This window comes from Pseudomonas sp. FP1762, assembly GCF_030687105.1.
Classification (GTDB): domain Bacteria; phylum Pseudomonadota; class Gammaproteobacteria; order Pseudomonadales; family Pseudomonadaceae; genus Aquipseudomonas; species Aquipseudomonas siliginis.
This window is the reverse complement of the sequence record NZ_CP117458.1, coordinates 4451112-4466295: the sequence shown is the minus strand read 5'-3', so window position 1 is coordinate 4466295 and position 15184 is coordinate 4451112. Positions and strand designations below refer to the sequence as shown.

Genomic DNA, 15184 nt, shown 5'->3' with positions numbered 1-15184 from the left:
GCCGTTTTAGAGCCTCCAAAGCCCTGCTGAAAAATAAGACATAACGCTGCGCTTGCCGGATTAGAAGGGTTTACGAATAATAGGCCCGCAACTTGCAATATGTATCGGTTCACTGTCTTTTGCTCTTGCATGAAATTGCAGGGCTGTCAATGAGCTCAAACCGCTTTCTCGGTGCATCTGTAATTAGTTGTCGCATTGAAGAAATATCGGCTTCGGGCCTGTCGTTAGAATGCCGATCACTCGCTCATCGTGGCTGACGTTGAAATCGCCTGCGGTTCCAATGGGAAATTTCCGTCGATGCGCAACCGATTTCCGATTCACCCATTCGCATATTGGGCTGTCGCTCACTCTGCCGTTTTTGCCCTTTACCGATGGAGTCCCAAGATGAAGAAACTTGTGCTGCTTGGCGCCCTGGCACTGTCCGTGCTGTCGATGAATGCCTTCGCTGACGAAAAACCGCTGAAGATCGGCATCGAAGCGGCTTACCCTCCATTCGCTTCGAAAGCACCGGACGGCAGCATCGTCGGTTTCGACTACGACATCGGCAACGCGCTGTGCGAAGAAATGAAGGTCAAGTGCGTGTGGGTCGAGCAAGAGTTCGACGGCCTGATCCCGGCTCTCAAAGTGCGCAAGATCGACGCGATCCTGTCGTCGATGTCGATCACCGAAGATCGCAAGAAGTCGGTCGACTTCACCAACAAGTACTACAACACCCCGGCGCGTCTGGTCATGAAGGCCGGTACTCAGGTCAGCGAAGGTCTGGCTGAGCTGAAAGGCAAGAACATCGGCGTACAGCGTGGCTCGATCCACGAGCGTTTCGCCCGCGAAGTTCTCGCTCCATTGGGCGCCGAGATCAAGCCGTACGGCTCGCAGAACGAAATCTACCTCGACGTGGCTGCCGGTCGCCTCGACGGTACCGTGGCTGACGCTACCCTGCTCGATGACGGCTTCCTGAAAACCGACGCCGGCAAAGGCTTCGCGTTCGTTGGCCCGGCCTTCACCGACGTCAAATACTTCGGCGACGGCGTAGGTATCGCGGTGCGCAAGGGCGACGCCCTGAAAGACAAGATCAACACTGCCATCGCGGCCATCCGCGAAAACGGCAAATACAAAGCAATCCAGGACAAGTACTTCGCCTTCGATATCTACGGCAAGTAACACGTCTCTGCGACAAGTCCGAAATGGCGCAAGCAACAGAATCTCTGCGGTTTGCGCCATTTTTTCATCCCAACTTTCGAGGACCTGAATCATGTTGAAAGGCTACGGGGCTGTCATCCTCGATGGCGCATGGCTGACGCTTCAGCTCGCCTTGTCGTCCATGGCTCTGGCCATCGTTCTCGGGCTGATCGGTGTCGCGTTGCGCCTGTCGCCGGTGCGCTGGCTGGCGTGGCTGGGCGATCTGTATTCGACGGTGATCCGCGGCATTCCCGATCTGGTGCTGATCCTGCTGATCTTCTACGGCGGTCAGGACTTGCTCAATCGCGTCGCACCGATGCTCGGCTATGACGACTACATCGACCTGAACCCGCTGGCCGCCGGTATCGGTACCCTCGGTTTCATCTTCGGTGCGTACCTCTCGGAAACCTTCCGTGGTGCGTTCATGGCGATCCCCAAGGGCCAGGCCGAAGCGGGCATGGCCTACGGCATGAGCAGTTTTCAGGTGTTCTTCCGGGTGATGGTGCCGCAGATGATTCGTCTGGCGATTCCCGGCTTCACCAACAACTGGCTGGTACTGACCAAGGCCACCGCGCTGATCTCCGTGGTCGGTCTGCAAGACATGATGTTCAAGGCCAAGCAGGCGGCGGATGCCACGCGTGAACCTTTCACCTTCTTCCTCGCAGTGGCGGCAATGTACCTGGTGATCACCAGTGTTTCGTTGCTGGCATTGCGTCACCTTGAGAAGCGCTACTCGGTAGGCGTAAGGGCGGCTGATCTATGATCTTCGACTACAACGTCATCTGGGAGGCACTGCCGCTGTACTTCAGCGGCCTGCTGACCACCCTCAAACTGCTCGCGCTGTCGCTGTTCTTCGGTTTGCTCGCGGCGTTGCCGCTGGGGCTGATGCGCGTCTCGAAAAACCCGTTCGTCAATGGCGCCGCGTGGCTGTACACCTACGTGATTCGCGGCACGCCGATGCTGGTTCAGCTGTTCCTGATCTACTACGGTCTGGCCCAGTTCGAAGCGGTACGCGAAAGCTTCCTGTGGCCGTGGCTGTCCAGCGCAACGTTCTGTGCCTGCCTGGCTTTTGCCGTGAACACCAGCGCCTATACCGCGGAAATTATCGCCGGCAGCCTGAAGGCCACGCCGAACGGTGAGATCGAAGCGGCCAAGGCCATGGGCATGTCGCGCTTCAAGCTGTACAAGCGCATCCTGCTGCCGTCGGCCCTGCGCCGGGCGCTGCCGCAGTACAGCAACGAAGTGATCATGATGCTGCAGACCACCAGTCTGGCGTCGATCGTGACCCTGATCGACATCACTGGCGCGGCACGTACCGTCAACGCGCAGTTCTACCTGCCGTTCGAGGCGTACATCACTGCCGGCGTGTTCTACCTGTGCCTGACCTTCATTCTGGTCAAGCTGTTCAAACTGGCCGAGCGTCGCTGGTTGAGCTACCTCGCGCCACGGAAGCACTGATATGCAACGCATCGACCACGTATTGCCGTGGAGCCACCTGGGCAGCGAGCGCAAGGTTTCGGTTTTCCGGTTCGGTGAGGGCGAGCGCAAGGCCTACATCCAGGCCAGCCTGCACGCCGATGAACTGCCGGGCATGCGCACCGCCTGGGAGCTGAAAAAGCGCCTCGGCGAACTCGAAGCCCAAGGCTTGCTCAACGGCGTGATCGAGCTGGTGCCGGTGGCCAATCCGATCGGCCTCGGGCAATTGCTGCAAGGCAATTTCCAGGGCCGCTTCGAGGCGGGCAGCGGCAAGAATTTCAATCGTGATTTCGTCGAGCTCAGCGCGCCGGTCGCGGCGGCGCTGGGCGAAAAACTCGGTGATGATCCCCATGCCAACGTGCGCCTGATCCGTCAGGCAATGGCCGACCACCTGGCCGGATTGCCTGAAGCAAGCAGCCAGTTGCAAGGCATGCAACGTGTGCTGCTCAGCCACGCCTGCACCGCCGATGTGGTGCTGGATCTGCACTGCGATGCCGAAGCCGCGCTGCACATGTATGCGCTGCCGCAGCACTGGCCGCAGTGGCGTTCGCTGTCGGCACACCTGAACGTCAAGGTAGGTTTGCTCGCGGAAGATTCCGGCGGCAGCTCCTTCGATGAAGCCTGCTCGTTGCCATGGCTGCGCCTGTCGCGGCAGTTCCCCGAGGCGCAGATTCCGCTGGCGTGTCTGGCGACGACGATCGAGCTGGGCGGGCAGGCCGACACCGGCCGCGTCGAAGCCGAGGCTTATGCTGAAGGCATTCTGGCGTTCCTTGCCGAGCAAGGTCTGATCACCGGCGAGTGGCCGGACCCGGCCTTCGAACCGTGCGAAGGCATGCCCTTCGAAGGCACCGAATTGTTGTTCGCACCGCACCCCGGTGTGGTGAGTTTTTCCCGCAGGCCTGGCGAATGGGTCGAGGCGGGCGATGAGATTTTTCAAGTGATCGACCCTGTGTCCGATCGGGTCAGCACGGTATGTGCTGGTACGTCCGGGGTGCTGTTTGCCATTGAACGGCTGCGCTATGCCCAACCCGGTTTCTGGCTGGCCAAGGTGGCGGGGCGCGAAGCGCTGCGTCACGGGCGCTTGCTCAACGACTGACTGACTGTTTTTGTGAGAACCGACCGCATGTACAAACTTGAAGTCCAAGACCTGCATAAACGCTATGGCAGTCACGAAGTGCTCAAGGGCGTGTCCCTGAAAGCCGCCGCCGGCGATGTGATCAGCATCATCGGCTCCAGTGGCTCCGGCAAAAGTACTTTCCTGCGTTGCATCAACCTGCTCGAGCAGCCGCACGCCGGCAAGATCCTGCTCAACAACGAAGAGCTGAAACTGGTGGCGAACAAGGATGGCGCGCTGAAAGCCGCTGATCCAAAACAGCTGCAACGCATGCGTTCGCGCCTGTCGATGGTGTTCCAGCATTTCAATCTGTGGTCGCACATGACCGCGATTGAAAACATCATGGAGGCACCGGTGCACGTGCTCGGCGTACCCAAGTACGAAGCGCGCGAAAAAGCCGAGTACTACCTGAACAAGGTTGGCGTGGCCCATCGCAAAGACGCGTTCCCGGGGCACATGTCCGGCGGCGAACAGCAGCGCGTGGCGATCGCCCGTGCGCTGGCAATGGAACCGGAAGTGATGCTGTTCGACGAACCGACTTCGGCCCTCGACCCGGAACTGGTCGGCGACGTGCTGAAAGTCATGCAGGCGCTGGCGCAGGAAGGCCGCACCATGGTCGTGGTGACCCACGAAATGGGCTTCGCCCGTGAAGTGTCGAACCAGTTGGTGTTCCTGCACAAAGGCGTCGTCGAAGAAAGCGGCAACCCGCGCGAAGTGCTGGTCAACCCGCAGTCGGAGCGCTTGCAGCAGTTCCTGTCGGGCAGCCTGAAATAAATCAGGGCTGCCGTTGTGCACCAGATTAGGTCATGCTTCGCGATCTTCTGGCTGGCTCAGATCCCTGTGGGAGCGAGCCTGCTCGCGAAAGCGGTACAACAGCCAGCAATTATGTTGACTGGTACACCGCCTTCGCGAGCAGGCTCGCTCCCACATTCTGATCTTCACCGGTTTCAGGATTTGTATTCATTTCCGGGCTAGCATTGGCCCATGCCTTCATCACCGTTGTTCGTTTCGGATTGCCCGCCCATGACTGCCCATCGAATTGGTTTCCTGATTTGGCCCAGCACTAAAGCGTTGACGCTGGCGCTGGCGGAGGAGGCCTTGCGTGTTGCGCAGCGGGTGCACCCGGACGTGGTTTACGAACTGTCGTTCTTGCAGGCCGAGCCGCAGAGCGAAGGTGCCTGGCAATTGCCCGGCGAGCCGTGGGCCGGCAAGCTCGAGAATTTCCAGAAACTGTTCCTGCTCGCTGACGAGCCACCGACCACGCTCGCGCCGGCGCTGAGCAGTGCGCTCAAGCAACTGGTGCGTGCCGGTTGCGTGATCGGTGGTCTCTCGGCCGGTGTCTATCCGCTGGCCCAGCTCGGTTTGCTCGACGGTTATCGCGCCGCCGTGCACTGGCGCTGGCAGGACGATTTCGCTGAGCGCTTCCCGAAAGTCATCGCCACCAGTCATCTGTTCGACTGGGATCGCGATCGTCTGACCGCTTGCGGTGGCATGTCGGTGCTCGACCTGTTGCTGGCGGTGCTGGCCCGCGATCACGGCGCGGAACTGGCCGGTGCGGTGTCGGAAGAACTGGTGGTCGAGCGCATCCGCGAGGGCGGTGAGCGTCAGCGCATCCCGTTGCAGAATCGCCTCGGCTCCAGCCATCCGAAGCTCACCCAAGCGGTGTTGCTGATGGAAGCCAACATCGAAGAGCCGCTGACCACCGACGAAATCGCCCAGCACGTGTGCGTATCCCGTCGGCAGCTGGAACGGATCTTCAAGCAATACCTCAACCGCGTGCCGAGCCAGTACTACCTGGAATTGCGCCTGAACAAGGCCCGGCAGATGTTGATGCAGACCAGCAAGTCGATCATCCAGATCGGCCTCTCGTGCGGCTTCTCCTCGGGGCCGCATTTCTCCAGCGCCTATCGCAATTTCTTCGGTGCCACGCCGCGCGAAGATCGCAACCAGCGGCGCAGCAGCAGCCCGTTCGAATTGTCGTCAGTGCCGCCGGAGCGTGGCTGAGCGCGGATCGACCCTCAATCGATTTCCATGCCGCCGGAGAAATCATGGAAATCCTCAATCGTCTGATACGCGGTGTCGTTGCTCGACTGCTGCTCCAGCAGGCGCAATTGATACGCCGCCTCATACCGCTGCAGGCGCTGCAAACTTTCGGCAGTCAGCGGGTTGTCGCTGAAGTCGTATTCGGTCAGCACGTCGCCGGGCTGTAAAGGAAACTCGCCCGGCAACTCGGTGATCGCGTTTCCGGACAAGTCCGCGTACATCAATCGAGGCAGTTCGAACAGGCCGTCAGGCACCTTGCTCAAGGCACAGTTGCCCAGACGCACATCGGTCATCTGCGGGAAATGACTCAGATCCGGAGCGATGTTGAGCGGATTGTCGCTCAGGTCCACCGAACTCAGGTTTCTCAGCGTTGCGAATGCTCCTGCGGTCTGCGCAGTCAACGTGATCTCACTGCCCGGCAGATATAGGCTGCGCAGCCTTTCCATGGCGAAAATCGGGGCGGGAATCTCGCCCAGCGGATAATTGCGGATGTCGATGCCTTTGAGCTTCGGGAACAGCTCCAGCAGACGATCGATCCGAGGCGCAGCGGACGCTGTGGTGGTCAGCTTCAATTGTTCGATGTGGTCGAAACGCGCGGTCAGCGGCGGCAGCTCACCGGTAAACGACAACTCGCAGCTGACCCTTGGCCCTGTCAGGAACGAGGGCGCACGGCGCAGGTCGTCTTCGAGGTTTTGCCTGAAGTGCTGGCGGTTGAGTCTTTCCCTGGCTGCCGCTTCGGTCGCAAGCGGCATCTGCGTGTCAGTATCGTTGGGAGTCTCGTTGGCCCAGGTATCCAGGCGTTCGAGCAGGCTGGTGAGCTCGGTTTTGCGGCGCATCAGCTCAACACGTCCATCGGCCAGCGTGCCCGCAAGCTTGTAGACCAGATCGTTGGCATCGAAGCCGAACAGCGATGGATAAAGGCTTTGCGCCAGATCGATGTCTTGCTGTTGGACCCAGACACCGAAGTTGTCAGCCTTGGCCTGAAATGCGGCCTTGATCCGTTCTCTGGAAGCAACCGACAACGGGTTGCCGCCCAATTCAATACCGCGATCGGAATACTGCGTCAGTTGCGCCGGCAATTCGCTGATGTTGTTGTCGCTCAGCAACGCGACTTCCAGGTGCGGCAGCTGTTCCAGCCCGGCGGGAACGCTATCGATGCCGGTGTTGATCAGGTCGATGAACGTCAGGTTCTGCAGGGTCGATAGATCGGGCGGCACCTGCAGAGGGTTGCTATACAAGTCCAGAGATTTCAATCGGGTCATCGTGGACAGGATCGCTTGTCCGGCAGGATCCAGAGTGATCTGGCACTTGCTCAGCATCAATCTCTCAAGCAACGGCAGGCTTGGCAACGATTGGGGTATCCGGCCCAAGGCGAAATCCTGCAGTTCCAGTCCGCGCAGGCCGCTGAAGCTTCGGAAAAACCCATCTGGAATGTTCAGCCCCGGATTGCCCTGAAGGTTGAGATGCGTGATGTGGCTGAAGTCAGCGGTCAGTTCCGGCAATTCGCCGGTGAATGTCGCATCGGCTTCGAAAGTATTGAACCGCAGGGCTGAGTTTTCGTTTTGCCGGCCGCGCCAGAGTTTCTCAAGGTCGCTGCTGAATCTTTGTCTGGCGGCGAGTTCTGCAAATCTTTCCGGCGCAGTCCAGGGCAGCTCTGTCGAAGGGTTGTTGACCGGCAAGCGCGCGCTCCATGTGTTGAGATCACTGGTCATGCGGGCGATTTCCGCCTCCCATCTGATCAGTTGCGCCGTGCCGGTCTGTAATGTCCCGGGCAGGCGATAAATCATGTTGATCGCAGCGTTTTCGCCCAGTCGCGGGAACAGTCTCTGCGCTATGGCAATGTCAGCCGATGCCGGCTTGATCCGGAAGTTGCGCCCTTGTGCGGCGTAGTAGCGCTTGACGCGCTCGCGGGCATTCATGGAGAGAGGATTGTCGTTCAGATAGACGCTGTCGGCCCGCTCGGGATGCAAACTGAAAACAGCGTCGGGCAGCACGGTTATCTGGTTGTTATTGAGATGGAGCTCTCGCAGCAGCGGATGCTCGGCGATGCCCTTCGGCACGCTCGTCAGTTCGCTATGGCCGAGCGAGAAGTTCGTCACCTTGGGCAGGATTGTCAGGTCTGGCGCGTTTGTCAGGGGGTTATGGCTCAGATCGAGCAACCGCAACTCGGGCAGCGCGCCAAGTACCTGCTGCCCGGCAGGGGTAAGCGTCAGCGCGCAGTCATTGAGTTTGAGCTCTTTGAGATAGTGCAGACGGCTGACGAATGAAGGGATGTCATAGAGTGTGAAAGCTTTCAGTTCCAACATCTGAAGATTCGGGAACAAGGCAGCGAACGGCTCCAGTCCCGCGATCGTCACGTTGCCCGCCAGCTTGAGGCTGGTAACGTGATCGAAGTTGACCGTCAGGCGCGGCATTTCGCCGAGGAACTTGAGGTCTGCCGCGAAAGAAGTCGTGCGCCTGCCGGTACCCATCGATCTTTCGCCCCAGAAATCCTTTATCAATTGCTTGAAGTCCGAGCGTGCGGATCGTTGCGCCAAACGCTCGCTTGCGCTCAAGGCCTGACCGGTAACCGGGTGCGCAGACGGCGTTGCCAAGGCCCAGCGGGTCAGGTCATCGCGCATCTGTTGCTGTTCTGCTTGCCAGCCAAGCAGCTGTTGGCGACCGTCGGCCAGGTCGCCGGGCAAGTCGTAAATCATCTCGCTGGCCTCTTGCTTGTTCAAACCGGGAAACAACTGCCGGGCGAGGCTCACGTCCGGCTCGGCCGCCAATACGTCGAAGTCGTTGCGATGGAGGCGGTAGTAGTTTTTGATCTGGTCGCGGGTGGCGGCCGATAGCGGGTTGTCGGCAAGGTCAATGCCGTCACTGCGCTCGGCGGGGAGGTCGAACAGCGCCTCGGGCAGTTGCGTGATGCGGTTGCCTGCGAGCACTGCGGTTCGCAACCCCGGATGGCTGGCCAGTCCTTCGGGAACGACGGTCAGCCCGCAGTTGGACAGATCGAGATAGATCAATTCGGGCAACAAATTCAGGTCGGGGAACGTACCCAACGGATTGTCGCTCAGGTCCAGTGAGTCGAGGCTGCCAAGTGACAGCAGCGCAGCCTGATTTTCCGGGGTCATGACCACGCCACAATTTTTCAGCTCCAGATCGCTCAGTTGAGGCAGTTTTGCTTCGCCCAGCGCAAGCGGTCCCAGTTCGAAACCGTTCATTTTCAGCTTGGCAAGGTTGGGGAAGCACTCCACGAAGCGCAGGGCAGCGGTGCTATTGGCGGTGCCGGTGAGGTTCAGCTGCGTCGCGCGCTCGAGACCGGCGCTGAGTATCGGCATATCCCCACTGAACGTCGCCGTTGCCCTGAGTTCTTCAAGGCGCGGGTACAGGGGCGGGCTGCGCCAGAATTGCTCGATCTGTTGCGCAAAGGATCGCCGGGCCTCCGGTTCGCGGGTTTGCGCCTCGAGGGGAAGACGTTCCCCCGACTCAGAGGCGGTCACGGTGGCCTGGTTGATCCATTGACTGAGTTCGAGATTCAGCACGCCGAGTTCATTTTCCCAGCGGGACAACTGTGCGCCGCACTCCGCCAATGGCCCGGGCAATCGGTACAACACCTGTGTTGCGCCTTCCGTGTCGAGGGATGGAAACAAGGCGATGGTGCGTTGCAGATCTTCCTGCACGGGCCGGACGCCGAAGTGCCTTCCGGTGTGCTCGTAGAACACTTTTACCCGCTCGCGAGAAGCCGCCGTCAACGGATTATCGGCGAAGGTATAACCATCGCTGAGGGAGCTTGCCAGGTTGAAAAAACTGTCCGGTATCCGCGTGATGCGGTTGCGATCGAATTGCGCCGAAATCAGGCGCGGATGATCCAGCAGATCGTCGGGCACCGTGTGAATGCCGGTATCCGACAGGTTCACGTAGCGCAATGAAGGCAGTGTGTGCAGGTCCGGAGGCAGGCCCAGCGCATTGCCTTGCAGATCGAGCAGGGTGAGCTGCGGCATGGCCGCGAGCACTGACTCTGTGACCGTCGTCAGACTGATCCGACAATTGCGTAAGCGCAATTCGCGCAGCGAGCGCATCGAAGTCAGTGCTTGCGGCAGGCTCGACAGATTGAGATTGCGCGCATCGATATTCTGCAACTGGCTGAAGGACTGCAGAAAGCTGTCGACGGAGGTGGTCATCGGGCTGCCATCAATGGCGAGCGAGGTGATATGACTGAAGTCTGCTGACAACACGGGCAACTCGCCCATCACCGCAGGTGTAAGGCGCAAGGCGTATCCGGCGGCAAAGCCCCGGTGATTGATACCCGTGACGTGCTCCCGTCTCCAGGCTTTGAGCAATTGCTCCCGTAGCAGCCTGCGATTCTGGATTTCGGCGCGCTTCTCCAGCGAGGTGAGCGCCGTGCCGGTTTCCGGGCGCACGGCGGGGGGATTGTTGGCCCAGACATGCAGTTCGTTCTGCAATTGCAGGTAGTCATTTTGCAAACGAAGCATTTCGGCGCGCGGGCCTGGGGGACTGCTTCGCATGCTTTCGGCGAGGAAGCGCACTTCATGGTTCGACATGCGTGGATAGAGCACCCGGATGTCTTCTTCGAGGGTGTGCGGCTGGTAAGCGGGGCGTGGCGGACGCGGAGCATGGGCGTAACCGTCGGTACCGAGCAGGCGCAGGGTGTCGACAGCCGGCGCTCGGGACGGCGCATCGGCAATCACCTGACGCCACTCGTTGCGCTCGAGCGTGCGTTCACGAATGGCCGCCTTCAGCGCCTGACCCTGGCCGATCCGCATGTCCAGGCTCTGGCGCTCGCTGTCGGGCAATGCGTACAACAGGCTGGAATAGAAATCAGCGAACGAATGCAGCTGCTGCCCACGATCGTCATAAGGTTGGTATTGGCCATCGTCGCGGCGAACCAGCACCTTGTATTCGGGCGCATCGTCACGGCCGATCGTGTCCAGTAACCGGCCCTCGTAGCGCCCGCCGCGGATTTCGATGCGTACATCGCCGCTCCAGCCCGGCAACAATTTGAGGCTGTGCAGCGCCAGAGAATCAGAGTCGTGATTGCTCACCGAATCCAGCTCAAGGCCCTCATATGCGCGGGCAACGCGCACCTCCTCACTGGCCATCTGCATGAGTGCCTGCTGGCGCGGGGGCAATCGTCCTTCGCTGATCTGCAACAATTCGCTGCCGGTCGCGGTATCGAGCAGTTCGCGGGTAATGCTGGCCGGCAATTGGGGAGGGTGGGTCTTGAGTCGTGCCGCCAGCGGGTCGTCGAGGTGCTGAAGGGCTTGATAGCGCGACTCGAACAGCGCGCTCGTGTTGCGTCTGGCGAGGTCGGCCACTTGCTTGCGCAGGTTCTGGCTGCGGACCTCGATGGACGGCGTCGGTCCGGCGAAGGGCTCGTCCAGCAAGGCTTTGATCTGCGTCTCGTCGAGGGCTTGGAGCAGGGTTTTGAGCACGTCGCCACCGGCCAGCGTGTCGTGGCGTAGTTCGATCACCGGCAGGCTTGTGTCGGCAGACGATTGCCACAGTTGCTCGCCTTGGCGATCGAGCAGACGCAGGCATGTGTCGCCTGGCCAGCGACCGTATTCGCTGAGCACCTGCAGTTGCATGGCCGGGTCGGCGCGCAGAAAAATTTCAGCGTCATCGCTGTCGAGCTGGTCGATGAAGCGTTGCAATTGCTGATCGATCTTGAAGCGCTGGATACTGTCGGCCAGCAGCGGCGGGACCTTTTCCTGCTCGACATGCATTTTGCGCAACGCGTCTTCGCTGGTTCCGCTGATCTGCAGCACGGTTTCGCGCTCGCTCGTGGACAAGCTCTCGACCGCAGGGCCGATTCGGCGCAGCGCAGTTGCGCCATCCCACTCCAGCGGTTGCTCCAGTTCAGTGTGCCAGGCACCTTCGCCATTGTGGCGCAGCACCGGTTGGTATGCGTCGGGGCGACTCGGATGTTCGATGCGGTACTGCCCCGGCACCTGACTTTCCGTGACCGCAAAGTGCGCATCCTCCAGTGGCAACAGGCGCTTGTCTTCATGGGTATGCAGACCCAGTGCATCGGGTTGCGAATCGGCACTCGGGCGCTGCGGATGTTTGTAGCGTTCGAGATCCGGTTGCCAGTAGCGGGTGTCACCATTGGCCAGTTGTACCGGTTTGAAGCGGTCGATGAACGCCACGATTTCCTTGGGCAATACCTTGCGAAACTCGGCCGCGCCAATCGCACCGCCGACGGCGAACATGCCCAACTGGATCATCGATTCCACGGTGCCCATCAAGTGTTCGACCGCTTCGGTCGTGCGCCCCTGCGCCCACTCGACAATGCCTTCGAATACTTCATCGAGCATCTGATAGGCCATGTACGCCATCATCGCTTCACCGAGCACCGGCACGAACGGCGCGACGATCATCGCCGCGGTCTGGGCGATGGAAGAGAGGATGTTGACCAGCGAATCCCAGAATGCCCAGCGCGCCCTTTGATCAACCAGGGCAGTCGGTACGGCAATGGTTCGGGCGTCATTGAAAATCTTGTTCAGCTTTGCCTGGTACAGGTGCTGCCAGACATCGTCGTAAAACGGCGTCAGCGCAGTCTGCAGGTCGGGCCGCTCCACCGGGGCTTCGCGCCACGCCGGCAGCGGGTCGCCGGGTTCGTGCGGATGCCAGCGGATTTCACTCAGCCGGCTGTTGAGAGTGCTGAAGAAGAAACCGCGCTGGTCGTGGTTGACGAAGCGGCTGAAGAACTGCTGATAGTCCCTGGAGCGCAACTGGCGCGTCAGTTCCACGACCATTTCCAATGGCGAGGCGTACTCCTTGAACGGATGTTCGGGGTCATCCGGGACATAGGCGACGACGCGCGCTGCATTGCGCGTCATGTACAGGTCCGGGGCGAATACCACGATGCCGGTCAGCGGTGCGCAAAGCATCGTCATGTCATGACACAGCAGCGGGGCGCCATGCACATGCAGGCCTTTCATGCCGTCTAGCATGGCCTCGATCATGCGCACCGCGTTTTCCGAGACATCGCGGTTCATCCTCGCCCATTGCAGGGCAGACTTCATCGCGGCCTTCTGGCTGGCGTCGATCTTGCCGCGCAAGACCGACGCGACCATCGGATCGGAATAGCCCAGATTGTCTTCCAGACTGGCTTTGTATTTCGCGCCGATATCCAGTCGACGGCACAGTTTTGTGAAAGCGGAAATGCTCAGTTTCGCCTTGATCTCGGGCAGTGTTTCAAACTGTCCCGTAGCCGAGGGCGCGCGGGTGAATGTCGACTCGGCTTCGAAGGCGTCGTCTTCGGTTTCCCTGTCTTCGAAGTTATGCAGCGCCGCCTCAAGCAGTGACACGGACCAGGCGCGGGCGCCGGTGCGGATCGGAAACCACGGGGTGGTGGCGGGAATGTACAGGCGCACGTAGGTGTTTCTGACATCCAGCTCCAGATCGAAGCAGCGTTTCAGCTCGGCCTTGAGCAGGGGCTCGGCGAAAGCCGCAGCGTCCTGCAAGTGTTCCAGGCTTTTATCGACCCGGCTCTGCGCGCTGATATGCGCCGCCCCAAGGCTTTTCATCAGCGCGTGCTGTTCGGCTGGCGCGTTCTTGAGCGCGGCCGGCTGTTGCGGGAGGCTGCTTTTCAGTGCTTCTCGCCGAATGGCTGAGGTGTCGCCCAGCCAAGCGGGAATCGCGTTTTTCAGTGGTTGGTAATGTTCGTCCGCATGTTGCGCGTCATGTGCGGCATCCGGGGTTGCCGATGGGGGTGCTTCAGACAAATGCATGGCCATTCCTTGGCGTTGGGAAGAACCCTCAGCAAATCAGCAGCAAGCGCCCCCCGTGCGGTAGATATTTATGTCTTTGCCGTGGGGGCTGGCTTGGTATCCTGCGCGGCCTGCCGCAAATCGGCCGCGCCCGGTAAACTGCGCCTTTGCGACGCTATATGTCGCATTGCCGTAAACCCGGGAAAATCCGGGGTTTGCGCTATAAGAAGTTGTCGCTTGGCGACAAGGCCGGGCACCCAACTGTCCTTACAATCCCCTCATCGCTCGCCAGTTCCAGGCGGGTGTTCCTCTTCAGGAGACTCCGATGTCCGTTGAGCACGCTGCGGTACAACGCGCCGATTTCGACCAGGTAATGGTTCCCAACTACGCGCCTGCCGCTTTCATTCCGGTGCGTGGCGCCGGTTCCCGGGTCTGGGATCAGGCCGGCCGCGAGCTGATCGACTTCGCCGGCGGGATTGCCGTCAACGTCCTGGGCCACGCGCATCCGGCGCTGGTCGGCGCGTTGACCGAACAGGCGAACAAGCTGTGGCACGTGTCCAACGTGTTCACCAACGAACCGGCCCTGCGTCTGGCGCACAAGCTGATCGACGCCACGTTTGCCGAGCGCGTGTTCTTCTGCAACTCCGGCGCCGAAGCCAACGAGGCCGCATTCAAGCTGGCCCGTCGCGTCGCATTCGACCGTTTCGGCACCGAGAAATACGAAATCATCGCCGCGCTGAACAGCTTCCACGGCCGTACCCTGTTCACCGTCAACGTCGGTGGCCAGTCGAAGTACTCCGACGGTTTCGGCCCGAAAATCACCGGTATCACCCACGTTCCCTACAACGATCTGGCCGCGCTGAAAGCCGCGGTGTCCGAGAAGACCTGCGCGGTCGTGCTGGAACCGATCCAGGGCGAGGGCGGCGTACTGCCGGCCGAACTGGCTTACCTGCAAGGCGCCCGCGAACTGTGCGACGCGAACAACGCGCTGCTGGTGTTCGACGAAGTGCAGACCGGCATGGGCCGCAGCGGCAAGCTGTTTGCCTACCAGCATTACGGCGTGACCCCGGACATCCTCACCAGCGCCAAGAGCCTGGGCGGCGGTTTCCCGATCGCGGCAATGATGACCACCGAAGCGCTGGCCAAACATCTGGTCGTCGGCACCCACGGCACCACTTACGGCGGCAACCCGCTGGCCTGCGCCGTCGCCGAAGCGGTGATCGACGTGGTCAACACCCCTGAGGTGCTGAACGGCGTGAACGCCAAGCACGACAAGTTCAAGACCCGCCTGCAACAGATCGGCGAGAAATACGGCCTGTTCACTCAGGTGCGTGGTCTCGGTCTGCTGATCGGTTGCGTGCTGAGCGAAGCGTGGAAAGGCAAGGCCAAGGACATCTTCAACGCCGCCGAGCAGGAAGGCCTGATGATTCTCCAGGCTGGCCCGGACGTGATCCGTTTCGCCCCGAGCCTGGTGGTGGAAGACGCCGATATCGACGCCGGTCTCGACCGCTTCGAACGTGCTGCAGCGAAGTTGACGCAAGCCTGATGGACCTTTCGGCGCCTGGAGTTTTCCGGCGCCGAACCAATTTTTGATACCGGGCACATCCACCTGTTGGATTGAACCTGTGGTGAGGGGATTTATCCCCGATGGGCTGCG

Annotated in this window: 8 protein-coding genes; 7 read left to right on the top strand and 1 reads right to left on the bottom strand. The window is 60.5% G+C overall.

Translation table 11 applies throughout. The annotated features are described in order from the left end of the window. The first annotated feature begins 384 nt into the window (after positions 1 to 384). From PSH90_RS19855 to argR, 6 genes are all read left to right on the top strand, one after another. On the top strand, positions 385 to 1158 hold the full coding sequence (locus PSH90_RS19855) for an ABC transporter substrate-binding protein (RefSeq protein ID WP_041479236.1): 774 nt from the start codon (positions 385 to 387) through the stop codon (positions 1156 to 1158). Between the two features lie 91 nt (positions 1159 to 1249). Beyond that, entirely contained in the window at positions 1250 to 1939 is a 690-nt protein-coding gene (locus tag PSH90_RS19850; protein WP_016773583.1) for an ABC transporter permease, read from the top strand. After that, positions 1936 to 2634, top strand: a complete 699-nt coding sequence (locus PSH90_RS19845) for an ABC transporter permease (RefSeq protein WP_024014019.1) — start codon at positions 1936 to 1938, stop codon at positions 2632 to 2634. Before PSH90_RS19850 ends, PSH90_RS19845 begins: the two co-directional genes overlap by 4 nt. A 1-nt stretch (position 2635) precedes the next feature. Next, positions 2636 to 3748 carry a succinylglutamate desuccinylase/aspartoacylase family protein gene (locus PSH90_RS19840; RefSeq protein ID WP_056788052.1) on the top strand — a complete coding sequence of 371 codons (1113 nt, stop codon included), beginning with the start codon at positions 2636 to 2638 and terminating at the stop codon, positions 3746 to 3748. Positions 3749 to 3775: 27 nt separating this feature from the next. Continuing rightward, a complete protein-coding gene (locus PSH90_RS19835; RefSeq protein WP_007912705.1) occupies positions 3776 to 4540 on the top strand; it encodes an ABC transporter ATP-binding protein in 765 nt (254 codons plus the stop codon). A 249-nt stretch (positions 4541 to 4789) separates the two neighbouring features. Further along, positions 4790 to 5770 carry a transcriptional regulator ArgR gene (gene argR, locus PSH90_RS19830; protein ID WP_024014018.1) on the top strand — a complete coding sequence of 327 codons (981 nt, stop codon included), beginning with the start codon at positions 4790 to 4792 and terminating at the stop codon, positions 5768 to 5770. A 14-nt stretch (positions 5771 to 5784) separates the two neighbouring features. Here argR and PSH90_RS19825 read toward each other — a convergent pair whose 3' ends face one another. Next, positions 5785 to 13548, bottom strand: a complete 7764-nt coding sequence (locus PSH90_RS19825; protein WP_305381354.1) for a dermonecrotic toxin domain-containing protein — start codon at positions 13546 to 13548, stop codon at positions 5785 to 5787. A 304-nt stretch (positions 13549 to 13852) separates the two neighbouring features. On the opposite strand from PSH90_RS19825, the gene PSH90_RS19820 reads away from it, so the two are divergent. Further along, positions 13853 to 15073, top strand: a complete 1221-nt coding sequence (locus PSH90_RS19820) for an aspartate aminotransferase family protein (protein ID WP_016773586.1) — start codon at positions 13853 to 13855, stop codon at positions 15071 to 15073. Positions 15074 to 15184: the final 111 nt, after the last annotated feature.